We start from the raw sequence: 23,760 nt of genomic DNA on the forward strand, positions 1-23,760 counted from the left end.
AAGGCAAGCCCAACGAAAAAGCCCTCCCGGTTGGGGAGGGCTTTTTGACTTGCAGAAGCGCGCAGATCAGGCGGCTTTCCGGATTTCCATTTCCATGCGCTGCCAGATCTCGACCAGAGCCTCGGTCAGCTCGTCCATCATCGCTTCGGTATGCGATGGCCCCGGCGTGAAGCGCAGGCGCTCCGTGCCGCGGGGGACGGTCGGGAAGTTGATCGGCTGGACGTAGACGCCGTATTCGGCGAGCAGGATGTCGCTGATCTTCTTGGCGCGGACGGGGTCACCAACCATCAGCGGCACGATGTGCGTGGTCGACGCCATGACCGGCAGCCCGGCATCGGCGAAGGCCTTCTTGAGGTAGGCCGCTGCGGCCTGCTGGCCTTCGCGCTCCTCGCTCGACGCCTTGAGGTGGCGGACCGAGGCGAGCACACCTGCGACCAGCACCGGGGAAAGCGAGGTGGTGAAGATGAAGCCGGGGGCATAGGAGCGGATCACGTCGATGATCTTGCGATCTGCCGCGATGTAGCCGCCCATGACGCCGAAGGCCTTGCCCAGCGTGCCTTCGATGATGTCGATGCGGTGGGCCGCCTCGTCACGATCGGTGATGCCGCCGCCGCGTGGGCCATACATGCCGACAGCGTGAACCTCGTCAATGTAGGTCAGCGCGTTGTACTTTTCCGCCAGGTCGCAGATCGCGTGGATGGGGGCGACGTCACCGTCCATCGAGTAGACCGATTCGAAGGCGATCAGCTTGGGCAGGGCGGGGTCCGTCTCGGCCAGAAGCTGTTCGAGGTGTTCGACGTCGTTGTGACGGAACACCTTCTTCTCGGCGCCCGAATTGCGGATTCCCGCGATCATCGAGGCGTGGTTCAGCTCGTCCGAGAAGATCACGCAGCCCGGCAGGATCTTGGCCAGCGTCGACAGCGTGGCGTCATTCGAGACGTAGCCCGAGGTGAACAGCAGCGCGCCTTCCTTGCCGTGCAGGTCGGCAAGCTCTTCCTCAAGCTGGATGTGGTAATGGGTGTTGCCGCCGATGTTGCGGGTGCCGCCCGAGCCGGCGCCGACGTTGTGCAGCGCTTCTTCCATCGCTTCGATCACCTTGGGGTGCTGGCCCATGGCGAGATAATCGTTCGAGCACCACACCGTGATCGGCTTCGGGCCATTGTGGCCAGCGAAGCAGCGCGCATTGGGGTAGGCGCCCTTGTTGCGCAGGATATCGATGAAGACGCGGTAGCGGCCTTCGGAGTGCAGACGCTCGATCGCAGAATCAAAAACCTGATCGTAATTCACCCCGCCGCTCCTTCCTGCAACGAAAGCACATCCGCGCTTCCGAGGCCCGATCCCGCTGGGCCACCGGCGAATGGGCGGCTTCTACGCCTGTTCAAACCGCATTGCCAGCCTCATTTGCCATAACTGCCCGAAAGTCGGAGCTATTTGGTTGTCTCGGCCTTACGTAGTTCCGGCGCAAGCGTGATCCCGTACTCCGGCCCCTTTGTCATCACCCATCCCGCGTCGTGCGATGGGACGATAACGAGACCCTCGTTCGCCTTCTTCAGGGCCTTGAGCCCCTTGAGCCAGCCCATGACTGCGGACCGGTCTTCAGGCGCCAGCAAGTCTGCCACGAGGCGCGAACGCGGCGTCGGAATCTCGACATTGGCGGCGAGCGAGGCGGTGTCGCCGGCGAAGATGTACTCCCGGCCCGAGGCGAGACGCACATAGATCATTTCTGAAGCAGGGGTGTGCCCCGGCGTCTGGATCAGCACGACGCCCGGGGCAACCGCCTCGATTGGGGCAAACTTGCGCGGGGTATGCAGCAGCTGGGCATTTTCGCGCCAGAGTGCATTGATATTGCCCATCATTCCTTCGGAAACGACAGCTTTGCCTTCGATGCTCTTGAAGCGGGGGTAATCGAGGAATCCTCCGATGTGATCGATGTGCGCATGCGTGAACAGGATCATCGTGGCGCGATCCATCCAGCCGTCAACCAGTTGCTGCGCCCGGTGACTGTAGATCTCGAAGCCCATGCTGCGTGCATCGTCTTCCGAGATGCCCGGATCGATCACGATGCCGCCTTTGGGCGTCTCGATCTGCCACGCCGTGATGCCGCTGGTGATCTGCCGCAGGCCGGTGCCTGCAGCCAGCGCGGCACCCGGAACATCCCGCATCGCCACGGTGGCATAGGTTATGGCCGTGGGCTTGCCGCCCGGCATGGCATCGGCCGCCTTGCGCAGCGCGCCGAGGTCAATCCTGCGGGCCGGCACTTGCGGCCCGGCGTTCACCAGAAGCCAGTAATAGGCGAATCCCAGCGCCGCCAGCAGCACGATCATGAACCTGGAAATCCTGCCCAAGACCTGTCCCCCGGTCGTGCCTGTGTCAAAACGTCTCTATCCGATCGAGCCCGTGCCGCGCCAGTGCCTGGCGCAGGGCTGCCACATCGTCGCCGTTGCGCGTGAACAGGGCAAGATCGGGGCGGTCGCGATGCCATGACTGGCCCTGCGTGAGGGAGGCAATGCGGCGGGCGATGCCGTCCGATCCATCGACGAACTGAACGCCCGGCCCGAAAGCCTCGGCGAGCTCATCCTGCACCAGCGGGAAATGCGTGCAGGCAAGCACCACGGTATCGATGCGATCGCCGCCGGGCATCTCCTGCAGGGCCTGCGCGGCGCGCTGGTAGATCGCCGGATCGACCGGCTCGCCGCGCAGCTTGGCCTCGGCAGCAGCGACCAGTTCGGGCGCGCCATGGCGCAGAAGCAGCTTGTCGCTGGCGAATTCTGCCTCCAGCCGGTCGACGTAGGCCTGCCGGATCGTGGCAGTCGTGCCCAGCAGGCCGATAACGCCGGTCTTCGTCATCGCTGCGGCGGGCTTGATTGCCGGCACGGTGCCGACGATGGGCACTTCGAGCACCTCGCGCACCGCGGCCAGCGCGATGGTCGACGCGGTGTTGCAGGCGATGCACACCAGCCTTGGCCGAAGACGCTCGGTCAGCCTGCCGAGCAAGCCGGAAACCCGCGCCGCGATCTGGGCCTCGGTCTTGTCGCCATAGGGCAGGCCGGCATTGTCGGCGACGTAGATCACTGGCGCCTCGGGAAGGATGCCGCGCACCTTTTTCAGCACGGACAGACCGCCCACGCCCGAATCGAACAGGAGCAGCGGCGCGGCGGCATCGGGTTGGTGAGAAGCGGTCATCTGCCGGGCTTGTATCGGGAATGGCGACAAAATGGAAAGTGGCCTCTTTCGCTTTTGTGAAGGGACAGGATATGAGCGGGGCGTGGAAACGCTCATGCCCCTGCTCGTCGGCTATCTGCTCGGCTCCGTGCCCTTCGGCCTCGTCCTGACACGATTGACCGGGGGCGGCGATCTGCGCGCCATCGGTTCGGGGAACATCGGGGCGACGAACGTGCTGCGCACCGGCAAGAAGGGCGTCGCCGTTGCAACGCTCCTGCTCGACATGGGCAAGGGGCTGGCTGCGGTCCTGCTGGCGCGGCACTTCTGGCCGGGAAGCGAACCGCTGGCAGCGCTGGCGGCTGTGCTTGGCCATTGCTTCCCGGTCTGGCTCAAGTTCAAGGGCGGCAAGGGCGTTGCGACGATGATGGGCGTATCGCTGGGGCTCGCCTGGCCGATCGGCCTCGCTTATGCGGTGGTCTGGCTCGGCGTGCTGTTCGCCAGCCGTATCTCCTCGCTGGGAGGGATGAGCGCCGCGCTTGCTGCTCCACTGGCCGCGCTGCTTCTGGGCTACACGGCTTACGTTCCGGTACTGGCGCTGCTGGCGCTGCTTGTGCTGTTCCTGCACCGCGAGAACATTGCCCGTCTGCGCGCCGGGACCGAGCCCAGGGTCGGCAGCAAGAAGTGAGCGCTGCGGCTGAAGCCACGCTCTCTCGCGACGAGGCCTTCGCCCGCATCCGCCTGCTGCGTTCGCCCAATATCGGGCCGGTCAGCTACTACCAGTTGCTGCGCCGCTTCGGGACGGCCAGTGCCGCACTCGATGCCCTGCCTGATCTGGCAGCGCGCGGCGGGGCACCGTATCGGCCGGCTGCCGCGGACCGCGTGGAGCGGGAAATTGCCGCGGTCCGCAAGGCCGGTGCCCGCTATCTCTTCCATGACGGGCCTGACTATCCGGCGCTGCTGGCCGAGCTCGAAAGCCCCCCGCCGATCCTGACGGTGCGCGGCGATACCGCCTTGCTGCAGCGACCCTCGGTTGCCGTGGTTGGCGCACGCAATGCCTCGGCCGCCGCTGTGAAGCTCTCGCGCGATTTCGCGGCGGCGCTGGCCGGCCAGGGTTATGCCGTTGTCTCGGGGCTGGCACGCGGGATCGATGCTGCCGCGCATCGCGGAGCGCTGGCGGGCATGGCGACCGGCGGAGGCACCGTCGGGGTGATCGCCAGTGGGATCGACATCACCTATCCGCCCGAAAACGTGGACCTGCAGGAGCAAGTCGCCTGCGAAGGGCTGCTGATTGCCGAAATGCCGCCGGGTACCGAACCCCTCGCGCGGCACTTCCCGCACCGCAACCGCATCATTGCCGGCCTCGCCACCGGCACGCTTGTGGTGGAGGCCGCGCCCAAGTCCGGATCGCTGATCACCGCACGCCTTGCGGCCGAGGCCGGGCGCGAGGTCATGGCCATTCCCGGCTCACCGCTCGACAGCCGCTCGCATGGTTGCAACCAGCTCATCCGCGAAGGCGCGATTCTGGTGCAGCGGCCGGAAGACGTGGTGGAACTGCTCACAGGCTTTACCGGCCAGCCGCGGTCAACCTTCCGCGAGCATGCGCCAGACTATGGCGCGGCAGGGGGAGACGAAGCGGCAGACATCGCCGGCCTGTTGACGCTGGCCCCGATTGGCGTCGACGAGCTGATCCGGCAGAGCGGAGCAAGCGCGGGGTCGGTGCAGATGGCCTTGCTCGAACTGGAACTGGCAGGTCGTCTGCAACGTCACGCAGCCGGAAGGGTCAGCCTCCTGTCCTGAACGACAGGTCAACCAGCCGCTTGACGAACCGCGCCGCATTTCCCCACCCTCGCGCGTACGTACACGTAAGGACTGCTTTTCATCGCCATGCAGCTTGTCATTGTTGAATCCCCGGCCAAGGCCAAGACCATCGAGAAGTACCTCGGCCCCGGCTTCAAGGTTCTCGCCTCCTACGGTCATATCCGCGATCTCCCGGTAAAGGACGGCTCGGTCCGCCCGGAAGAGGACTTCGCGATGGATTGGGAACTTTACGGGGACAAGCAGTCCCGCGTGAAGGCCATCACCGATGCGGCCAAGGATGCCGATCGTCTCATTCTGGCGACCGACCCTGATCGTGAAGGTGAAGCAATTTCTTGGCATGTCAGGGAGTTGCTGAAGAAACGTAAGTCGCTTCCTAAGGAAGTCGAGCGCGTCACCTTCAACGCGATCACCAAGCAGACGGTGACCGATGCGATGAAGCGCCCGCGCGAACTCGACCAGGACCTGATCGACGCCTATCTCGCCCGCCGCGCGCTCGATTACCTGTTCGGCTTCACGCTTTCGCCGGTGTTGTGGCGCAAGCTGCCCGGCGCGAAGTCTGCCGGGCGCGTGCAGTCCGTGGCCCTGCGCCTCATCGTCGAGCGGGAGCGCGAGATCGAGGTCTTCAAGGCGCAGGAATACTGGTCGGTCATTGCCCGGCTTGAGCAGGGCGGAACCGAATTTGCCGCACGGCTCGTCAAGTTCGATGGTCAGAAGCTCGACAAGCTGACACTGGGTGACGAAGGCGCCGCGATGAAGGCCAAGGCCGTGGTCGATGCCGGGACCTTCCGCGTCGAAGAAGTCGAGACAAAGCCCACGCGGCGCAACCCCTATCCGCCGTTCACCACTTCGACGTTGCAGCAGGAAGCCGCGCGCAAGCTCGGCTTCTCTGCCAGCCATACCATGCGCGTGGCGCAGACGCTCTATGAAGCGGGCGCGATCACCTACATGCGTACCGATGGCGTGCAGATGGACCCGAGCGCGATTTCGGCGGCGCGCAAGGCGATCTCCGACCGCTACGATGGGCATTACCTTCCCGAAAAACCGCGTCATTACGAGACGAAGGCGAAGAATGCTCAGGAAGCACATGAAGCTATCCGGCCGACGGATTTCAGCAAGGATCGCTACGGTTCGGGGGACGAGGCGCGGCTCTATGACCTGATCTACAAGCGCGCGATGGCCAGCCAGATGGCCTCGGCAAATATCGAGCGCACCAGCGTGACGCTGCGCGATGGCACTGGCAAGCACGAGCTGCGGGCGACCGGGCAGGTGGTGAAGTTCCCCGGCTTCCTCGCCGTCTATGAGGAAGGGCGCGACCAGAAGGCCGATGGCGACGACGAGGACGGCAGCCTGCTGCCCGCGCTGAGCAAGGGCGATACGCCTGCCAAGCGCGGGGTCGACGCCACGCAGCACTTCACCCAGCCGCCGCCGCGCTATTCCGAAGCGAGCCTGGTCAAACGCCTTGAGGAACTGGGCATCGGGCGGCCTTCGACATATGCGGCAACGCTGCAGGTGCTGAAAGATCGCAACTACGTTCGGACGGAGAAAAACCGTTTCTTTGCAGAAGAGTCCGGGCGACTCCTGACATCGTTTCTTGAGCGGTTCTTTACCCGTTATGTGGCCTACGAGTTCACTGCAGGCATGGAAGAGGAGCTTGACGATGTGTCGGGCGGGCGTGCCGAGTGGAAGAAGGTGCTTGCCGAGTTCTGGCGCGACTTCAAGCCCAAGTCCGACGAGGTGATGGAGAAGAAGCCGAGCGAGGTGACCGCCGAGCTTGACGAATTCCTGTCCGACTACCTCTTCCCGCCGCGCGAAGACGGCAGCGATCCCCGTTTGTGCCCCAAGTGCGAGGCGGGACGCCTTTCGCTGCGCGGTGGCCGTTACGGGGCTTTTGTCGCCTGCTCGAACTATCCGGAATGCAAGTATACCCGCAAGTTCGCCCAGCCCGGCGGAGCTGACGGCGATGGCGGCGGGGACGGCGTGCTGGGCAAGGACCCGGAAAGCGGGCTCGAAGTTGTGCGCAAGGCTGGCCGCTTTGGTCCCTACATCCAGTTGGGCGAAGGCAAGGAGGCCAAGCGTGCGTCGATCCCCAAGGATATCGGCGAACTCGATCTTGAGTGGGCGCTGAAGCTGCTTTCCCTGCCGCGCGAGGTTGGCATGCATCCCGAAACCGGCAAGCCGATCACCGCCAGCATCGGTCGTTACGGGCCTTACCTGGCGCATGAGGGCAAGTACGCGCGCCTTAAATCGACCAGCGAGGTGTTCGAAACCGGCATGAACGCTGCCGTGATGCACCTTGCCGCCGCAGCGGCAGGCGCTGGCGCTCGTGGCGGCAGGACAGCAGCGGAACCGCTCAAGGTTTTCGGGCCGCACCCGACGTCAGGGGGCGAAATCAAGCTCATGGCTGGGCGGTATGGGCCTTACGTGACAGACGGAACCACCAACGCGACCCTGCCCAAGGACAAGCAGCCCGAAGCCCTGACGCTGGAAGAAGCGATCACCCTGATCGACGAGCGGGCGGCCAAGGGTCCGGCCAAGGGAAAGAAGGGCGCGAAGAAGGCTCCGGCCAAGAAAGCTCCGGCAAAGAAAGCGGCACCAAAGAAGGAAGCGGCCGAGAAGCCAGCAGCCAAGAAGCCGGCGGCAAAGAAAGCACCGGCAAAGAAGGCTGCGAAGAGCGCCGAGTAAGCGGGCTACCGGCCGTGCCTTAGCGGCGCGGCCGGTAGAGCCAGTATTCCTTGTTGCCGAGGCGGAGGGCCGCGTAGCGTTCGTAGCTGCGCGCAAGACCCTCGGCCATCATCCGGCGGGTATCAAGGTTGGGCAGGTAGGGTTTTTCGTGTGCTGCTCGGGTCAGGATCACGTCCGGCCGGCTTGCCAGGATGCGGGCCATCTCCTGATGCGGGTCAACGCCCACCGCCGGTGCCTCTACATATGTGTTGAGGTGGTTCGGGAAAATGCGCGTCGTCGGCAGGCAGGAATTGGTCGTGCGATAGAACGCCAGTTCGCCCTCGAAGATGAACAGGCAGCCGTCGCGCAGCTCCTGCCTGATGGCAGTATCCATCGCCTCATACTCTCTGGTGGAGCCGTGCTGCCGGTACTGGTAGACCATCACCACGATCCCGGCGAACGCCCCGAAGCCGAGGAGCAGCCGGCCATACCAGCGTTCTCCCGGTGCCGTGCGGGCGAGAGCGGGGGCAGCAAGCACCGCAAGCGGCATCAACACCGGCGCGACGTAGTGATCGTACCATGTGCCGAACAGCAGGAATCCACCGACCGCAGCGAGGCACCAAATCACGATGACACGCCTGCTGCCCGCCTGCTCGTCCCCTGCGCTGACGGAGAGCCTGGGCGCGAGGAAGATCGCCAGCCAGAACGGGGTCAGCACCAGAACTTCCTTGGTCAGGCGCCAATAGGCTTTCCAGCCGTCGGAATCGCGTTCGAAGATCGAAACGAAGTTGGCGTAGACGAAGGCATCGAACTGCCCGATGTGCGCATACCAGAGCGCAGCGGCGGCAGTCGGGGCAAGCGCGACGCCAATCCAGAGCAGGCCGGTTGCAGCCAAGCGCTTGAAGGACCACACATCGGCAAAGCCGCGTGCCAGCAGGATCAGGCCGAACGCAGCACCTTCGAAGATCACCGTGTACTTGATCTGGATGGCAAGTCCCAGCAACAGCATGACCAGGCAGCCGCGCCAGATCAGCGGGGGGTGCTCCGGACGCTTGACGCTGTCGACCACGCCCCACGCTGCCATGGCGACGAGCAGGTTGTAGAACACCGGGGCCTGTCCCATGCCGGCATTGAAAACCGGCATGAACAGGACATAGGCGGCGCCAGCCAGCCACGCGGCCTGAGGAGAAGCAATTTCGCGCGCCAGACGGGTCAAGACCATGGCCGTCAAGGTGAAGCTGATACCTGCGCCAATCTGGTAGGCGATCACGGGATCGAACGGGAGCGAAACCAGCGCCTCGTAGAGCAGGAACAGGCCGATAGGCTTGCGGTCCCAGATGTCGACATAGGGCACTGCGCCATCGCGCATGCGTTCGGCGACGAACAGGTAGAACTGCTCGTCGATGTGGACGACCGGGTTGCCGAAGAGGAAGCTGCGGGTGACGAGGAAAATCAGGGCGAACCCAGCCGCCTCGACCAGCCAGCCGGGCAAAACCTTCGGCCGGCGCAAGTTCCTGATGGCGGACGGGACAAACCTGCCGGGCAGCGTGCCTACCGTGGCCGCTGCCATGACGCCGCCAGTTTCGTTCATGCTCGCACTCCGTCCACCATTGCACCCGGGACGTTAACGGGCGAGCTGCCCGTTCCCTTCGCGCGGGCGACGCTAGGGAGCAAACGTCAATTGTCGACGCCAATTCCGTGCTGCAGTGCAACAAAGCTAGAGAAGGGCGACGGGCCGCCCTCTACGACCGACGAGCCGTTAGTAACGGCGGTGGCTTAGTCCAGAAACCGGGCCAGACCCTCGGCTGCGGCGGCATGGCCGGCGCGATTGGGGTGGATCGGGATGCCGTCTCCCGACGGCGCGGTGAGACCGTTGCTCCAGGGATCGGCCGAACAAGGCGCGTGGCTTTTGGACATCGCTGAAAAACGGAAGACTTCCGCGCCTTCCTCATGCGCGACCCTGGCGGTAAGCTTGGCCAGTCGCTTCGCCGCCGCTCGGCTCTGCTTCATCCGTTCGGCACTGATCGCAACTGAAGTGCAAGTGCCCTTTGGTGGCAGGACGGTGATGTAGTCGACAAACACCACGCGCGCCTCCGGTGCCCGCTGGCGCACTTCTCGGACGATGCGGCGCATGCGCTCTTCGTCGGCCTTCCACACGTCCTCGCCGATGTCGCGCCACTTCTGGCAGCGCGCATCGGGCGTGGTCGCCTGCTCGCAGGCAGCGGCAAAGATATTGCCGACAAAGTTCACGTCGTTGCCGCCGATGGTGATGGTGACAAGCCGGGTTTCGGCGGTGACGCTTTCGATCTGCGCCGGGACTTCCTTCCAAGGGCCGAGCACGTGTTCGGTCGTCGCGCCGCTGCAGGTGGCGTCAACCAGCGAGAGCTTGAGCCTTGCCGCGAGCAGGTTGGGGTAATTCAGTGTGCCCCGGCCACAGCGTGGCGGCGTGCCCGGCGTTGTCGGTCCGACTCCGGGCCGGCCGCGAACGAGCTGCCCAGCGCCACGTAACGCGCACCTTCAGGCAAGGGCGCAGGCTTGGCGAGGACCGGTGAAGCGGCAAGCGCGAGTGCCGCCATGCCCCAGCGCATCACTTGACCCATTCCAGCCCGATTTCCTCGTAGATCTCCTTGGCGTCGGCCCAGCGCTCGTCCACCTTGACGTGCAGGAACAGGTGGACCCTGGCATCCAGCAGTTGCGAAAGCTCCTTTCGCGCCGCTTCGCCGATGGCCTTGATCTTCGCGCCGCCCTTGCCCAGCACGATGGCGCGCTGGGTTTCGCGGGCGATCACGATCTGCTGGTGGATTTCGATCGAACCATCCTTGCGGGTGAGATACTTCTCTGGCCGCACCGTGCTGTCATAGGGAAGTTCATCGTGAAGCTGCCGATAGAGCTGCTCGCGGGTGATCTCGGCAGCCATCAGGCGCTCGCTGGCGTCAGATACCTGGTCCTCGGGATAGTGCCACGCGCCTTCGGGCATGAGCGCGGCAAGGCGCTGCTTGAGTTCGGGCACGCCATCGCCGGTGAGCGCAGAAACGAAGAATACCTCGTCGAATTCGGCCTCTTGCGTCAGCGCTTCGGCCATGACCAAGAGCGGTTCCTTCGGCGTCGAATCCACCTTGTTCAGCACCAGAAGCTTGCGTTCCGGCCGCCCTTTCAGCGTCTCGAGAATGGGTGCGAGATAGTCGCGCTTCTTCTTGCGCGCGTCGACCACAAGCAGGATCGCGTCGGCTTCGTGCGCACCGTCCCATGCCGCGCTGACCATGGCGCGATCAAGGCGGCGGCGGGGTTCGAACAGGCCGGGCGTATCGGCAAGAATGATCTGCGCCTTGTCCTCGCCGATATCCTCCAGCGCAATGCCCATGAGGCGCGCGCGCGTCGTCTGCGCCTTGGCCGAAACGATCGCCACCTTCTGGCCGACGAGAGCGTTGACGAGGGTGGACTTGCCGGCGTTAGGTGCGCCGAGGACGGCCACGAGGCCACATTTTTCGGTCATTATTCCAGTTCTTCAGATGAGTTGCGGCCACTGTAGGCCAAATGGGCGCGCACCGCCAGATTTAGCCGAAATCCTGCATGAAGGTGCGGGCGGCGGAGGTCTCGGCCTCCTGCTTGCTGCTGCCGGTGGCGCTGGCCGTGCCGACGCCCTTGACCTCTACCGCAACCGTGAACTTCGCGGCATGGTCCGGACCTTCGCGCGCGACCAGGGTGTAGACCGGGGGCTTGCGCCGGTTGCCCGCCGCCCATTCCTGCAGGGCAGCCTTGGGATGCTTGCGCTGGCCGGTGCCCGTGGCCATCGGCTTGTCCCAAACCTTGCGAACGAAGGCGCGTGCGGCTTCAAATCCGCGCTCCACGAAGAGAGCGCCGATCAGCGCCTCCATCACGTCGCCCAGGATATTGTCGCTTTGCGTCCCGCCATCATCGCGCGCCTGCTTGCCGAGCCGGATGTGAGGGGGAGGGCGATATGGCGCGCGACATCGGCGCAGGTTTCGCGGCTGACCAGGGCATTGAGCCGCTGAGAGAGCTTGCCTTCGGCGGCATCGCTCTTTTCATGAAGCCACTCGGCAATGACAAGACCAAGCACCCTGTCGCCAAGAAACTCGAGGCGCTGGTAGTCGCGGGCCTCACCCATCGAGCCATGGGTGAGGGCTTCGATCCAGAGGTCGACGCGCGTCGGTGCGCTCCCGGTCAGATCCGTGAGGTAGCCCACCGTTTCAGGCGAAAGCGCGCTCAGAACGTGCCCCCGATACGGTTCCAGCGCGCCGCGGTGAACCAGGTCCAGGGCAGGAACCAATTGGCGCTGCCATCGGTGGACCACATCATGATCGTGGCACGGCCAACGAGATTTTCCTGCGGGACCAGACCGATGCCGCCGCCTTCCATCGCCGGGAAGCGGCTGTCCATCGAGTTGTCGCGATTGTCGCCCATCATGAACAACTGCCCCTCCGGCACAACGACCGGCACGGTGTTGTCGGCATCACGCTGGCCAAGGTCGAGCACGTTGTAGGTCTTGCCGTTCGGCAGCGTCTCGCGGAATTGCGGGTAATGGCAGGTCTGGCTGCCATCGGCCTCGGTCACGACGAATTCGGCAGAGAGGCAATCGGTGTTCGGGCTGACGGGGATGACGAAATCCTCGACCCGCACCTTGGGTACGGCCTGGCCATTCAGGTGCAGAACGCCGTCGATCATCTGCACGGTATCGCCAGGCAGGCCGATCACACGCTTGATGTAGTCGACATCATTGCCGGGCGGCGCCTTGAAGATCGCAACATCGCCACGCTCGGGCTGGCTGGCAAAAATGCGCTTGGGCAGCAGGGGCGCGCTGAACGGCAACGAATAGCTGCTGTAGCCGTAGGGCCATTTGGCGGCGAGGAGATAGTCGCCGTTCTCCAGCCGCGGCAACATCGATTCCGAAGGGATGTTGAACGGCGAGAAGATGAAGCTGCGGAAAATTGCAACGACGATGACCAGCTTGATCAGGAAGACGGGGAAGCTGTCCTCCTTCTTTTCCTTCTTCAGCTTGGTCGGCGCGGGCGCAGGCGTCGCCGGATCGACCGGGGAGGGGCTGCTGGCTTCGGGCGTGTCGTTCATCGTCGCGGTCATGTTGCCAGCAAGGCCCTTCGTCAAGTGTGTTGTTTGTGTAATACAGCGGGCGAAATACGTCTGCGCAGCTTGCGCGCCGATGAACAGCGCGCTTGGCGCGGCGTCCCCGAGAGGGCATTAGGGCTTTTACGCAGTTGCGAAAGGATGAGGTTGGACATGTCGGCAGGCGAGGCACAGCAGTTTTGGACGGCACTCGAGAAGTTGCCACGGCCAACCCTGAAGACCCTGTTTTCGGATACCGCGCGGCTGTCACGCTATTCGGCCACGCTCGATCTGCCCGGCGGGCCGGTGATCTTCGACTGGTCCAAGACGCACCTTTCGCCGGAAGTCGAAGCCCTGTTCGGCTCGGTTGCCGCCGCGATGGACCTTGAAGGGCAGCGAAATGCGCTGATCTCGGGCGAAAAGATCAACAACACCGAAGGACGCGCGGCCGAGCACACGGCGCAACGCGGGATCGGCAAGGACGCCAGCGTCGAGGAAGCCGAGGCGTTGCACGCCCGGATGCGGATGCTCGTCGAAGCGATCCATGAAGGGGCGCTCGGCGAAGTGAAGAGCCTGATCCACATCGGCATCGGCGGCTCCGCGCTCGGCCCGGCGCTGGCAATCGACGCGCTGACCCGCGAAGGCGCAAAGGTTGCGGTTCATGTCGTGTCGAATATCGATGGCTGTGCGCTTGAAGCAGCGATGAAGGCCTGCGACCCGGATACGACGCTGATCGCGGTTGCCTCCAAGACCTTCACCACGACCGAAACGATGACCAACGCGCATTCGGCGCTGGAGTGGTTGCGTGAGGGCGGTGTTGCCGATCCCTATGGGCGCGTGATTGCTCTGACCGCCTCGCCTGAGAAGGCCGTCGAATGGGGCGTGGATGAAACCCGCGTGCTGCCTTTTTCCGAGACGGTCGGCGGGCGCTATTCTTTATGGTCCTCGATCGGTTTTCCGGTGGCCATGGCGCTGGGCTGGGAAGGATTTGCCGAGTTTCTCGATGGGGCCGCGGCGATTGACCGGCATTTCATCGACGCCGACCTCACCGCGAACGTCATCGTCCGCGCGGCTTTCGCCGATCTCTACTACACGCAGGTACGCGGCTGCCAGACGCGCGCGGTATTCGCCTATGACGAGCGGCTGAAACTGCTGCCTGACTACCTCCAGCAACTCGAAATGGAATCGAACGGCAAGAGCGTTCTGGCCGATGGCTCTCCGTTGACGCGCGCCAGTGCGCCGGTGACGTGGGGCGGCGTCGGCACCGATGCCCAGCATGCGGTGTTCCAGTTGCTCCACCAGGGCACGCACCTGATCCCGGTGGACTTTCTTGCGGTCAAGACGCCCGGGCATGACCTCGATCCGGCCCATCACGAGATACTGCTGTCGAACTGCTTTGCGCAAGGGGCCGCGCTGATGGCGGGCAAGGCATCTGACGATGGCGCGCGTGCCTACCCCGGAGACCGTCCTTCGGCGACGATCCTGTGCGAGGACCTCAACCCCGCCACCCTCGGCGCGCTGATCGCGTTCCACGAACACCGCACGTTCGTTTCGGCGGCAATGCTGGGAATCAATCCCTTCGACCAGTTCGGCGTCGAACTCGGCAAGGCGATTGCCAAGCAGATCGAGGCGGGCGGCGGCGCCGGCTTTGATCCGTCTACGGAAGCCCTTCTCTCAGCTGCAGGAATTGGCGGCTGATAGTTCGTCAGGCTAACAATATCCGCTAAATGCCTCTGGTCTTGGGCGAGACCAGAGGCCATATGCGCCTTCACCAACAGGAGCGCATATGGCTGAGCAGGACTCTGGGCAGGACTTCGACTACGATCTCTTTGTGATTGGTGCAGGATCGGGCGGTGTGCGCGCCAGCCGCATCGCCGCGAGCCATGGCGCGCGGGTGGCGGTGGCGGAGGAATACCGCGTCGGCGGGACCTGCGTGATCCGCGGCTGCGTGCCCAAGAAGTTGCTGGTCTACGGATCGCATTTCGCCGAGGAACTGCAGGACGCGGCCAACTATGGCTGGACGGTCGAGAAGATGACGTTCGACTGGCCGACGTTACGTGACGCGGTTCTGAAGGATGTCGACCGGCTCAACACCGCGTACACGAACACGCTTGAAAACAACAAGGTAGAGCGTTTCCTCGAGCGCGCCGAGGTGGCGGGGCCGAACACCGTGCGGCTGGCTTCGGGCAAGGAAATCAGCGCGAAGTATATCCTGATCGCAACCGGCGCCTGGCCGGTCATGCCGGAATTCGAGGGTAACGAGCATTGCATTACCTCGAACGAGGTGTTCCATCTCGAGAAGCTGCCAAAGCGCGTCGTGATCTCCGGCGCCGGCTATATCGCGATGGAGTTCGCGGGCATTTTCAACGCTTTGGGCTGTCACGTAACGGTGGTAAACCGCAGCGAGACGATCTTGCGCGGGTACGATGAATCCCTCCGGGACCGCCTGCTCCAGATCACAATGGCACGCGGGATCGAGTACAAGTTCAATTGCCCGTTCGACCGCGTGGAGAAGCGCGAGGATGGTTCGTTCGACGTCTACCTTGGCAAGCAACCCGATCCGATCCACGCCGACGTGGTTCTGGTGGCGACCGGGCGCCGGCCCAAGACTGACGGGCTTGGCCTGGAAAACGCTGGAATTACATTGGGTTCGGCGGGCGAGATCCCGGTGGACGATCATGGCAAGACCGCGTGTGACAGCATCTATGCCGTGGGTGACGTAACGAACCGCGTGCAGCTGACGCCGATCGCGATCCGCGAGGGTCAGGCCTTTGCCGACCGCGTGTTCGGCGGGAAGGACACTTCGGTGAGCTACGATGCGATCCCGAGCGCAGTGTTCTCGCAGCCGCCGCTGGCCGGCGTGGGCCTGACGGAAAGCCAGGCGCGTCAGGCATTTGGCAGCAATATCAAGGTCTACTCGTCCGACTTCCGCCCGATGAAGAACATCTTCGGCCATCGGCCCGAGCGTGGGCTTTACAAGATGATCGTCGATGCCTCGACCGAGAAGGTGCTGGGCATCCACATGATCGGGCCGGACAGCCCGGAGATCCTGCAGGCAGCAGCCATCGCGGTGAAGGCGGGGCTGACCAAGGCGGATTTCGATGCGACGGTGGCGTTGCACCCCTCGATGGCTGAAGAGCTTGTTTTGATGCGATAATCGGGAAGATTGCCCGTTTTCCAACTCTCGCAGGCAAACGGGCAACTCCCCCATGACTCCCCTGCAACTCTGCCGCACGCAGGGCGTGCTTCCGCAGGCTGAACGGTAGCGATTTGCAACCGGACATCTCCGCGCTAACCTCTCGCCAGATCGCCGGTTGGGGAGAGCGGAAAATATGGCTGGCACGGTCCTCGTATCGGGTGGCAGCGGCTACATTGCCGGGTTCCTCATCCGCCGGCTTCTGGCCGAGGGGTGGACCGTTCACGCCACCGTCCGCTCGCTATCCCGCGAGGCGCAGCTGCGGCCCCTGCTTGGCGGGAGTGCCGAGACGCTGCGGTTCTTTGCCGCGGACCTGACTGCCGATGCCGGGTGGGCGGAGGCGATGGCGGGGTGCAGCCATGTCGCCCATGTCGCCTCGCCATTCACCACGACTGCGCCGAAGCAGGAAGATGACCTGATCGTACCGGCGCGCGAAGGAGTGTTGCGGGCGTTACGTTGCGCTCGCGATGCGGGGGTTACGCGCTTCGTGCAGACCTCGTCCGTCGCCGCGATTGCCTATGGCCATGGCAAGGGGGTGTTCGAGTTCACCGAGAAGGACTGGACCAGTCTCGAGGGCGAGGATGTCTATGCCTATGTGAAGTCCAAGACCATTGCCGAGCGCGCGGCGCGGGACTGGGTGGCCGCCGCCGGCGGGGGATGGAGTTCGTCTCGGTCAACCCGGCGGCCGTGTTGGGGCCGGTGTGGAGCAATGACTTTTCGCCATCGATCGAAGTGGTCAGGCAATTGCTTTCAGGCGCTTTGCCGGGCTGCCCGGACCTTGGGTTCGGGATCGTCGACGTGCGTGACGTTGCGGACCTGCACGTGCGGGCGCTGACCACGCCGGGCCTGGCGGGCGAACGGTTCATTGCGTCGGGACCGTTCCTCAAGATTGCCGACGTGGCAAAGGTGTTGAAGGAACACCTCGGGCCACAGGCGCGCAAGGTGCCGACGCGCAGGCTGCCCGACTGGCTGGTGCGGACGGTGGCGTTGTTCAATCCGGTGATCCGTCAGGTAACGGGAGAACTCGGCAATGTGCGCGGTGCAAGTTCGGCCCATGCGCAGGAGCGGCTGGGTTGGACGATGCGGTCGGTGGACGTCTCTATCCTCGACTGTGCGCGGAGCCTGATCGAGCGAGGCGTGGTGAAGGTCTAGATGCCAGCGAACCACTGATAGCCGGAATGATCTTCCCAGTAGCCGCCTCCGCCGCCGTAGAGGCCGGCGAGGGTCTCGACCGCTTCGATCCTCATCACATACTTGGCATGCTTGTAGCCAAGAGCGCGTTCGACGCGCAGACGGATCGGGGCGCCGTGGCCGACGGGCAGGGGCTGGCGGTTCATGGTGTGGGCGAGGATCGTCTGCGGGTGCAGGGCATCGATCATGTCGATGCTTTCGTAGTACGGCGTACCTGAGAAATCATCTGCACAATGAAAGACAATGTATTGAGCGGATGGGGAAACCTGCGCCTGACGCAGCAGCAGGGCAAGCGGAACACCAGTCCATTCCCCGATGGCGCTCCACCCCTCGACGCAGTCGTGGCGGGTGATCTGGGTGCGCTGCGGCGCGGCCTTGAGTTGGGCGAGGGTGAGGCTGAAGGGGCGGGCGACCTTGCCGCCGATCTCCAGCTTCCAGTCGGTGAAATTGCTGGCCATGTGGGCCTGATACGCGGGCGAGGCGGGCAGGCGATTGCCGTTCATGCGGAACTTCGGCGAAATGTCCGCCCGTGCGAATTCTGGCGCAAGCGCGTTGCGATCGGTGACCAGTCGCTGGCCGGATAGCGTCGCTTTTTCACCCAATGTCAGCACCTTGCGCACCGTTGGCGATGTGGTGATCTTGTCGCAACCGGCGAGCAGCAGGCCACCTGCGCCCACGAGCGCGGCTCGCCGCGTGATGATCGTCATGGCTTTGGCCTCCGCTCGGCGGGCAGTCGATACCAGCCAGTGATGATCGAGCGCAATTCGTTGAAGGGCCCTGCGAGCAGGACCATGAGAAGATGGATGAGGATAAAGGCCAAGAAACCTGTTGCACAAAGGAAATGTATCGAACGGGCGGACTGACGCCCCCGAAAATGTCGAGCAGCCAGGGGAAGGCGGCGTTGAGCGTTGGCGACATGGTCATGCCGGTCAGCACGACCAAGGGGATCAGCACGAAGATCACGCCGAGGTAGGCAAGCTTTTGCAGGGGATTGTAGGCCTTGGCCGCTTCACCGGTAGGGAAGCGCAGACGGGCGTGTTCCTTGATGTCATGCCAGATATGCGAAAGCTTGCGCTCTTCACGCGTCAAAGCAAGATCGCGTGACAGGTGTCTGGAAAACAATGCGTAAATCACGAACAGGGTAATCGACGCAACCAGCACCCACGCGAAGAAGAAATGCCATTGGCGCCCCTCGGCAAGGCTGTAGTAGTTGGGGATGGTGACCAGGGGCGGGAAGGCCTTGGTCGAATGCTCGGTCCAACCCAGAAAGCCGGTCGTATCGATTTGCAGCGAGCCGAGGCGCAAGAAGCCCTGCTGACCTTGCCGCCCGATCTCGAGCCACGGTGTTTCAAAGGTTGCGCCGTACTTGCCCCAATAGAGCCGGGGGTGCGCGTTGAAGATCGTCGCGCCGCTCATCAGCATTACGAAGATCGTGATCGCGTTGGTCCAGTGCCAGATCCGGACCGGCAACCGAGTGCGGTAGACCAGGGGCCGCGCTTCGACCGTGGTAGCGGTTTCCTGTGACGTAACGATTGCTGGCGCGGCATCCACGGCGGGGTTCCTGCTCCTGTCCTGCGGTCAGACTGCCACATTCAGCAACGGGGAAAAAGCCTTTGGAACGACGGCGTTGAAAACGCAGCCTTTACGCCGGATTGCGGGCAGCCAGCGCTATCAGGTCTGCACGGCTGAAGCGGCGCTGGCTGGCGCGGGCGATGCAGGAACGCGGGACCGGGCGCAGCGCGGACCATGCCGCCTTGCCGATGAAGCCGAGCTTGCGGGCGTTAGTAACGACGGTGCGATGGTCCCAGGCATGGTCGCCGCGCTTGGCGACCTCGCGCGCAATCTCGCCATAGATGCCGGCGGCGGCGAGGATGGCCCAGCGCTGGCGACCCTTGAGGCGGGCAGCGCCGATGCGGGCTGAGCATTCGTGGATTTCCGCTGTCTCGCACATTCGCGCGACCAGCCGGGTGAGTGCGGGCCGATAGTGCGGCTTCATCTGTTCGCCGGGTGGGATGTCGAGCTCGGACAGCCAGTCGAGCGGGATGTAACAGCGGTCGGCCGCGTCATCTTCCTCAATATCGCGGGCGATGTTGGCGAGTTGAAAGGCAAGGCCAAGGTCGCAGGCGCGATCGAGCGTGTCCTCGTCATCCGGCAAAACGCCCATCACCACAGCCATCATCACCCCGACGGCGCCGGCGACATGCCAGCAATAGCGCATCAGGTCTGCCTCGCTGTGGGGCTGCCACTCGGCGGCATCGAGCGCAAAGCCGTCGATCACGGCGCGGGCCATCTCGATCGTCAGGCCGGTTTCGCGGGCGACCAGGCCGAGGGCGTCGAAAGCCGGATCGCCGCTTTCGCGCCCGGCAAAGGCAAGGGCGGTCTTTTCGCGAACGAGGGCAAGCCGCTCGGCGGCACCTTCCTGAATGCCAAGCGCGCCGCCATGGTCTTGCGCATCGACGATGTCGTCGCAGCGGCGACACCAGGCATAGAGTAGCCAGACCCGTTCGCGCGTTTCGCGGTCGAACAGGTGGCTGGCGGCGGCAAAGCTTTTCGAGCCCTTCAGGATTGACTTGCGGGCGTTACTAACGAGTGCGCTGCGATCCTGCATTGCTCAGAGATCTTCGGCCTTCATCGCGAAGATCGGCTTGTGCGGGACGTGTGCTTCCATGCGCGCCAGGAGGATATCGAGGTCGGGTTCGGCGATGATGATTCCGGCATGGGCTTCGCGGATGAAGCCGACTTCGATCATGTGGCGGTTGAAGGCGAGCAGGTGGTCATAGAAGCCATAGGCGTTGAGCAGACCCACCGGCTTGGCGTGGTAGCCCAGTTGCGCCCAGCTGACCGCTTCCCACAGCTCGTCCATCGTGCCCACGCCCCCGGGGATGGTGAGGAAACCGTCCGACAGGTCGGTGAAAGCCTTCTTGCGCTCGTGCATGCCAGGGACGACGTGCAGTTCGGTACAGTCGTGGTTGGCAACCTCGCCGCCGACGAGGGCCTCGGGGATCACGCCGATCACTTCGCCGCCCGCATCGAGCGCGCCATAGGCGACTGCGCCCATGAGGCCGAGCTTGCCGCCGCCATAGACCACACCGATGCCGCGCCGGGCCAGTTCGGCGCCGATCTCGCGGGCAAGGGTTACGTAACGGGTGTCGGCGGGTGAGGCAGAGCCGCAATAGACGGCGAGACGTCTGATCGAAGTACGGCCGGTCAAGCAAGATCCTCCAGCATCAGTTTGGCGGTGGCCTTGGCCGAACCGACTACTCCGGGAATCCCGGCGCCCGGATGGGTTCCCGCGCCGACCAGATACATGTTCGAAATGGCATCGTCACGGTTGTGCGCGCGGAACCAGGCGCTCTGCGTGAGCAGCGGTTCGAGGCTGAAGGCGCTGCCGAGGTGGGCGGACAGGTCAGTCTTGAAGTCCGACGGGGCATAGTGGAACTTCGTTACGATACGCGAATGGATGTCCGGGATGAGGCGACGGCCAACTTCATCGAGGATGCGCTTTTCGAGGACCGGGCCGATCTCGTCCCAGTCGACCGGGAGCTTGCCCATGTTGGCCACCGGAACGAGCGCGTAGAAGGTGCTCATGCCTTCCGGCGCGACAGAGGGGTCGGTCACGGTCGGGTGGTGGAGATAGATCGAGAAGTCTTCGGGCAGGACGCCGTGCTTGTAGATATCGTCCAGCAGGCCTTTGTAGCGCGGGCCGAACAGAATCATGTGGTGCGGAATGCCCGGCCAGGTGCCTTCGACACCGAAGTGGACAACGAAGAGGCTGGGGGAGAATTTCTTTTTCGTCAAAGACTTTGCGCGACGTTGTGCATGTGGATTGTCAGGCATCAGGTCGCGGTAGGAATGGACGATGTCGCCGTTGGAGGCGACCGCATCGAACTTGGCCGACCAGCCGCTTTTCGTCGTGACGCCGGTGACGCGGGTGCCAAGCGTTTCGATATGGGTTACCGGATCGCCCATGCGCACTTCGCCGCCGAGGCGCTGGAAATGGGTGAGCATGCCTTGGATCAGCTTGTTGGTGCCGCCCTTGGCCCACCACACGCCGCCGTCCTTCTCGAGCTTGTGGATCAGGGCGTAGATCGAGCTGGTGTTCATCGGGTTGCCGCCGACGAGCAGCGTGTGGAAGCTGAAGGCTTCGCGCAGGCGTTCGTCCTTCACGTAGGACGAGACCATCGAATAGACGGAGCGCCAGGCCTGGTAGCGGGCAAGCGCCGGGGCGGCCTTGAGCATCGAGGCGAAATCGAGGAACGGGACCGAGCCGAGCTTGACGTAGCCTTCCTCGAAGACGCCTGCCGAGTATTGCAGGAACTCGTCGTAGCCCGCGACGTCAGCCGGATTGAGCTTGGCGATCTCGGCGCGGAGATGGGTCTCGTCGTTCGAATAATCGAAGTTGGTACCGTCGGGCCAGTTGAGGCGGTAGAACGGCATGACCGGCATAAGCTCGACATCGTCGGACATGCGATGGCCCTTGAGGGCCCAGAGTTCCTGCAGGCAGGCGGGATCGGTGACGACGGTGGGGCCGGCGTCGAAGGTGAAGCCGTCCTTCTCCCAGTGGTAGGCGCGGCCGCCAGGCTTGTCGCGCGCTTCGATCACGGTCGTCTGGATGCCGCCGGACTGGAGGCGGATGGCGAGGGCCAGGCCGCCGAAGCCGGAGCCGATTACGCAAGCGCGCTTCATCGTGGGGTTCCTGCAAGGGTAAGAGGCTTGGGCCGCGCGCCGAGGCCGGTGAGCACGCCGATGGCGTTCAAGATCGGCAGCGGCGGCTTGCCCGCGAGGATACGGGCCTTGTCGAACACGGTGGTCTTGCCGGCGTAGAAACGCTCGATCAATCCGTGGCGCAGGCTGTAGAAGCGTTCGAGGACGCGGTAGCGCTTGTCCGGCTCGGCGCCCGCAAAGAGCAGGGCCGAGAGCTGGCGCAGGTAGGCGGATTGCGCCCAGTGTTCGCGCGCCCAGTATTCGCTGAACTGGGCGAGAGCTTCGCCGGACAGGTCCTGCTGACGGGCGAGGGCGAGGGCGTATTTCACCGCATCAGGCAGCGAGTAGCTGGTCACGGCCTGGAACAGCCCGGCGCGCACACCGGCACGGGCGACGGGGCCGCCGCTTGCGCGCCAGAACGCATCGAAATTGCCGCCGGCGACGACGGGGAGAACGCCCTGTTCCTCTTCCAGCACTTCGGCGACATGCCAGCCTTTGGCGGCAACATAAGCGTCGATGCGGGCGCGGATGGCATCGGCATCGAGGGCGGGACCATCGGAATAGTAGGTGTCCTCGACGAAGATCTCGTCAGCCGCGAAGGGGAGAGAATAGACGAAGCGGTAGCCGTCGATCTGTTCGACCGTGGCGTCCTTGACGATGGGGGCTTCGAGGCCGTGGGGGGCCGAAAGGCGGAAGCGGCGGCCGACGAACTTCTGCCAGCCGCCGGTAAGGTCCGTTACGTTACGCAGGCCGCGTGCGTCGATCACGCCTTTTGCCTCGAGCCGGGTGCCGTCGGACAGGGTGGCGTTGGTGGCGCTGCAGGCCAGAGCGCGGACCCCGGTCATGATCGATGCCTCGCCAAGGCGCTGGCGGACGACCTTGTCGAAGCGGTGGGAGCTGATCGAGTAGTAGCTGGTCTTGAGGCGACGTTCGTAGCGCGGGAAGTGCACGGTGTATTCAGGCCAGGCGGCAACGACCATGCCGTCGAGCAGTTCGCGTCCGGCCTTGTTCACGTCGGTCCCGAAGAACGACCACACGTGGTTGCCACCGATCGTTTCGCCCTGTTCGACGAGGACGAGATCGAGTTCGGGGCGGGCCTGGCGCAGGGCCAGAGCGACGAGGCCGCCAGCCAGCCCTCCGCCGAGGATCGCGATGTCGCAGTGTCGCACGCTCATGACCATAGCGCTTAGGGGGATGCGGTTGCCGGTGCAACCATGGGCTTGTCGCTGTCAGCTTCACCCGTCAGAAAGGGCATGGATCGGGGGAGTAGCGGCAAATGGCGAGGATGGTTTCATTGCGGCCCGGCAGGGCGGGGTGGATTGCGGCTGCAGGCGTCGCGCTGGGGATCGTCATCATCCTGCTTGGCATGGCGCGGCCACCGATCTGCCCGTGCGGAACGATCCGACTGTGGCAGGGCGTGGTGGAATCGGCGGAGAACAGCCAGCAGATTTCGGACTGGTACAGTTTCAGCCACGTGATCCACGGCTTCCTGTTCTATGGCGGAGCGCACCTTCTATGGCGCAAGGCCGGGCTGACGGCGATTTCTCCGCACTGGGCGCTGGGCCTGGCGGTGCTGGTCGAGGGTTCGTGGGAGATCCTCGAGAATTCGCCGATCATCATCGACCGCTATCGTGCCGTGACGATCTCGTACGGCTATTCGGGTGACAGCGTGCTCAATTCCTTTTGCGACATGGGCTTCATGGCACTGGGCTTCGTCTTTGCCAGTCGCATGCCGGCGTTGGTGACGGCGGCAGTGGCCGTGGCGTTCGAACTGTTCACGCTGGCGATGATCCGCGACAACCTGACGCTCAACGTGCTGATGCTGGCCTGGCCGGTAGAGGCGGTGAGGGAGTGGCAGGCGGCGGGCTGATCGGAACCCCGACTGCCTGATTTTCTTGACCGAATGCCTCATCCGCCGGGGCAGTCGGTTGCCAATTGATACGCATCAA

Annotated in this window: 22 protein-coding genes and 1 pseudogene; 8 read left to right on the top strand and 15 right to left on the bottom strand. The window is 64.1% G+C overall.

Going from position 1 to position 23,760, the window contains the following annotated elements; genetic code table 11:
- Positions 1-66: 66 nt before the first annotated feature.
- The 3 genes from hemA to murI all read right to left on the bottom strand — a co-directional run bounded on the left by hemA (position 67) and on the right by murI (position 3,183).
- Positions 67-1,287 (bottom strand): 5-aminolevulinate synthase, encoded by a 1,221-nt coding sequence (hemA, locus tag C7W88_RS11800; protein WP_118073676.1) that lies wholly within the window; start codon positions 1,285-1,287, stop codon positions 67-69.
- Between the two features lie 140 nt (positions 1,288-1,427).
- Positions 1,428-2,345, bottom strand: a complete 918-nt coding sequence (locus C7W88_RS11805) for an MBL fold metallo-hydrolase (RefSeq protein ID WP_205525174.1) — start codon at positions 2,343-2,345, stop codon at positions 1,428-1,430.
- A 25-nt stretch (positions 2,346-2,370) separates the two neighbouring features.
- A complete protein-coding gene (murI, locus tag C7W88_RS11810) occupies positions 2,371-3,183 on the bottom strand; it encodes a glutamate racemase (protein ID WP_118073678.1) in 813 nt (270 codons plus the stop codon).
- Between the two features lie 94 nt (positions 3,184-3,277).
- Here murI and plsY point away from each other — a divergent pair, with 94 nt between their 5' ends.
- From plsY to topA, 3 genes are all read left to right on the top strand, one after another.
- Positions 3,278-3,847, top strand: coding sequence for a glycerol-3-phosphate 1-O-acyltransferase PlsY (gene plsY / locus C7W88_RS11815; RefSeq protein WP_118074742.1), 570 nt, complete (start codon positions 3,278-3,280; stop codon positions 3,845-3,847).
- Positions 3,844-4,959, top strand: a complete 1,116-nt coding sequence (gene dprA / locus C7W88_RS11820; protein WP_118073679.1) for a DNA-processing protein DprA — start codon at positions 3,844-3,846, stop codon at positions 4,957-4,959. The genes plsY and dprA overlap by 4 nt, the downstream gene beginning before the upstream one ends.
- Before the next feature lie 87 nt (positions 4,960-5,046).
- Positions 5,047-7,662 (top strand): type I DNA topoisomerase, encoded by a 2,616-nt coding sequence (gene topA, locus C7W88_RS11825; protein ID WP_118073680.1) that lies wholly within the window; start codon positions 5,047-5,049, stop codon positions 7,660-7,662.
- A 19-nt stretch (positions 7,663-7,681) separates the two neighbouring features.
- Here the strand turns inward: topA and C7W88_RS11830 are convergent, their stop codons facing one another.
- The 6 genes and pseudogenes from C7W88_RS11830 to lepB all read right to left on the bottom strand — a co-directional run bounded on the left by C7W88_RS11830 (position 7,682) and on the right by lepB (position 12,726).
- Positions 7,682-9,232 (bottom strand): hypothetical protein, encoded by a 1,551-nt coding sequence (locus tag C7W88_RS11830; protein WP_118073681.1) that lies wholly within the window; start codon positions 9,230-9,232, stop codon positions 7,682-7,684.
- A 185-nt stretch (positions 9,233-9,417) separates the two neighbouring features.
- On the bottom strand, positions 9,418-10,062 hold the full coding sequence (locus C7W88_RS11835) for an SGNH/GDSL hydrolase family protein (protein WP_118073682.1): 645 nt from the start codon (positions 10,060-10,062) through the stop codon (positions 9,418-9,420).
- Positions 10,059-10,241: a hypothetical protein gene (locus C7W88_RS22685; protein ID WP_162896014.1), complete on the bottom strand. Its 183-nt coding sequence runs from the start codon at positions 10,239-10,241 to the stop codon at positions 10,059-10,061. Before C7W88_RS22685 ends, C7W88_RS11835 begins: the two co-directional genes overlap by 4 nt.
- Positions 10,229-11,134, bottom strand: a complete 906-nt coding sequence (gene era, locus C7W88_RS11840; RefSeq protein WP_118073683.1) for a GTPase Era — start codon at positions 11,132-11,134, stop codon at positions 10,229-10,231. The genes C7W88_RS22685 and era overlap by 13 nt, the downstream gene beginning before the upstream one ends.
- Before the next feature lie 61 nt (positions 11,135-11,195).
- Positions 11,196-11,893, bottom strand: a pseudogene (rnc, locus tag C7W88_RS11845) (ribonuclease III).
- Positions 11,866-12,726, bottom strand: a complete 861-nt coding sequence (gene lepB, locus C7W88_RS11850; RefSeq protein ID WP_240344610.1) for a signal peptidase I — start codon at positions 12,724-12,726, stop codon at positions 11,866-11,868. Before lepB ends, rnc begins: the two are co-directional and overlap by 28 nt.
- A 168-nt stretch (positions 12,727-12,894) precedes the next feature.
- On the opposite strand from lepB, the gene pgi reads away from it, so the two are divergent.
- The 4 genes from pgi (at position 12,895) to C7W88_RS24770 (ending at position 17,068) form a co-directional block, all read left to right on the top strand.
- Positions 12,895-14,418: a glucose-6-phosphate isomerase gene (gene pgi, locus C7W88_RS11855; protein WP_118073684.1), complete on the top strand. Its 1,524-nt coding sequence runs from the start codon at positions 12,895-12,897 to the stop codon at positions 14,416-14,418.
- An 88-nt stretch (positions 14,419-14,506) separates the two neighbouring features.
- Complete coding sequence (gene gorA, locus C7W88_RS11860; RefSeq protein ID WP_118073685.1) at positions 14,507-15,877, top strand: glutathione-disulfide reductase; 1,371 nt, start codon at positions 14,507-14,509, stop codon at positions 15,875-15,877.
- A gap of 175 nt (positions 15,878-16,052) precedes the next feature.
- Positions 16,053-16,751, top strand: a complete 699-nt coding sequence (locus C7W88_RS11865) for an NAD-dependent epimerase/dehydratase family protein (RefSeq protein ID WP_370073124.1) — start codon at positions 16,053-16,055, stop codon at positions 16,749-16,751.
- Positions 16,715-17,068: a hypothetical protein gene (locus C7W88_RS24770; protein WP_370073125.1), complete on the top strand. Its 354-nt coding sequence runs from the start codon at positions 16,715-16,717 to the stop codon at positions 17,066-17,068. Before C7W88_RS11865 ends, C7W88_RS24770 begins: the two co-directional genes overlap by 37 nt.
- Here the strand turns inward: C7W88_RS24770 and C7W88_RS11870 are convergent.
- The 6 genes from C7W88_RS11870 to crtY all read right to left on the bottom strand — a co-directional run bounded on the left by C7W88_RS11870 (position 17,065) and on the right by crtY (position 22,986).
- Positions 17,065-17,814: a molybdopterin-binding protein gene (locus C7W88_RS11870; protein ID WP_118073686.1), complete on the bottom strand. Its 750-nt coding sequence runs from the start codon at positions 17,812-17,814 to the stop codon at positions 17,065-17,067. The genes C7W88_RS24770 and C7W88_RS11870 overlap by 4 nt on opposite strands.
- Positions 17,702-18,658: a cytochrome b/b6 domain-containing protein gene (locus C7W88_RS11875; protein ID WP_370073126.1), complete on the bottom strand. Its 957-nt coding sequence runs from the start codon at positions 18,656-18,658 to the stop codon at positions 17,702-17,704. Before C7W88_RS11875 ends, C7W88_RS11870 begins: the two co-directional genes overlap by 113 nt.
- Positions 18,659-18,749: 91 nt before the next feature.
- Positions 18,750-19,715: a phytoene/squalene synthase family protein gene (locus C7W88_RS11880; RefSeq protein WP_118073687.1), complete on the bottom strand. Its 966-nt coding sequence runs from the start codon at positions 19,713-19,715 to the stop codon at positions 18,750-18,752.
- A gap of 3 nt (positions 19,716-19,718) precedes the next feature.
- Positions 19,719-20,300 (bottom strand): TIGR00730 family Rossman fold protein, encoded by a 582-nt coding sequence (locus C7W88_RS11885; RefSeq protein WP_118074744.1) that lies wholly within the window; start codon positions 20,298-20,300, stop codon positions 19,719-19,721.
- Between the two features lie 14 nt (positions 20,301-20,314).
- Positions 20,315-21,793: a phytoene desaturase gene (locus tag C7W88_RS11890; protein WP_118073688.1), complete on the bottom strand. Its 1,479-nt coding sequence runs from the start codon at positions 21,791-21,793 to the stop codon at positions 20,315-20,317.
- Complete coding sequence (crtY, locus tag C7W88_RS11895) at positions 21,790-22,986, bottom strand: lycopene beta-cyclase CrtY (protein ID WP_118074745.1); 1,197 nt, start codon at positions 22,984-22,986, stop codon at positions 21,790-21,792. The genes C7W88_RS11890 and crtY overlap by 4 nt, the downstream gene beginning before the upstream one ends.
- Before the next feature lie 101 nt (positions 22,987-23,087).
- Between crtY and C7W88_RS11900 the strand changes: the two genes are divergently transcribed.
- Positions 23,088-23,681: a DUF2585 domain-containing protein gene (locus tag C7W88_RS11900; RefSeq protein ID WP_240344612.1), complete on the top strand. Its 594-nt coding sequence runs from the start codon at positions 23,088-23,090 to the stop codon at positions 23,679-23,681.
- Positions 23,682-23,760: the final 79 nt, after the last annotated feature.

It is taken from the genome of Novosphingobium sp. THN1 (assembly GCF_003454795.1).
In the GTDB taxonomy this organism is placed as follows: Bacteria; Pseudomonadota; Alphaproteobacteria; order Sphingomonadales; family Sphingomonadaceae; genus Novosphingobium.

Coding starts and splice junctions, on each gene's coding strand:
- murI (WP_118073678.1), bottom strand. CDS start 3,183: ATGACCGCTTCTCACCAACCCGATGCCGCCGCGCCGCTGCTCCTGTTC.
- plsY (WP_118074742.1), top strand. CDS start 3,278: ATGCCCCTGCTCGTCGGCTATCTGCTCGGCTCCGTGCCCTTCGGCCTC.
- topA (WP_118073680.1), top strand. CDS start 5,047: ATGCAGCTTGTCATTGTTGAATCCCCGGCCAAGGCCAAGACCATCGAG.
- C7W88_RS11830 (WP_118073681.1), bottom strand. CDS start 9,232: ATGAACGAAACTGGCGGCGTCATGGCAGCGGCCACGGTAGGCACGCTG.
- C7W88_RS22685 (WP_162896014.1), bottom strand. CDS start 10,241: ATGGGTCAAGTGATGCGCTGGGGCATGGCGGCACTCGCGCTTGCCGCT.
- era (WP_118073683.1), bottom strand. CDS start 11,134: ATGACCGAAAAATGTGGCCTCGTGGCCGTCCTCGGCGCACCTAACGCC.
- lepB (WP_240344610.1), bottom strand. CDS start 12,726: ATGAACGACACGCCCGAAGCCAGCAGCCCCTCCCCGGTCGATCCGGCG.
- pgi (WP_118073684.1), top strand. CDS start 12,895: ATGTCGGCAGGCGAGGCACAGCAGTTTTGGACGGCACTCGAGAAGTTG.
- gorA (WP_118073685.1), top strand. CDS start 14,507: ATGGCTGAGCAGGACTCTGGGCAGGACTTCGACTACGATCTCTTTGTG.
- C7W88_RS11865 (WP_370073124.1), top strand. CDS start 16,053: ATGGCTGGCACGGTCCTCGTATCGGGTGGCAGCGGCTACATTGCCGGG.
- C7W88_RS11870 (WP_118073686.1), bottom strand. CDS start 17,814: ATGACGATCATCACGCGGCGAGCCGCGCTCGTGGGCGCAGGTGGCCTG.
- C7W88_RS11880 (WP_118073687.1), bottom strand. CDS start 19,715: ATGCAGGATCGCAGCGCACTCGTTAGTAACGCCCGCAAGTCAATCCTG.
- C7W88_RS11890 (WP_118073688.1), bottom strand. CDS start 21,793: ATGAAGCGCGCTTGCGTAATCGGCTCCGGCTTCGGCGGCCTGGCCCTC.
- crtY (WP_118074745.1), bottom strand. CDS start 22,986: ATGAGCGTGCGACACTGCGACATCGCGATCCTCGGCGGAGGGCTGGCT.
- C7W88_RS11900 (WP_240344612.1), top strand. CDS start 23,088: ATGGCGAGGATGGTTTCATTGCGGCCCGGCAGGGCGGGGTGGATTGCG.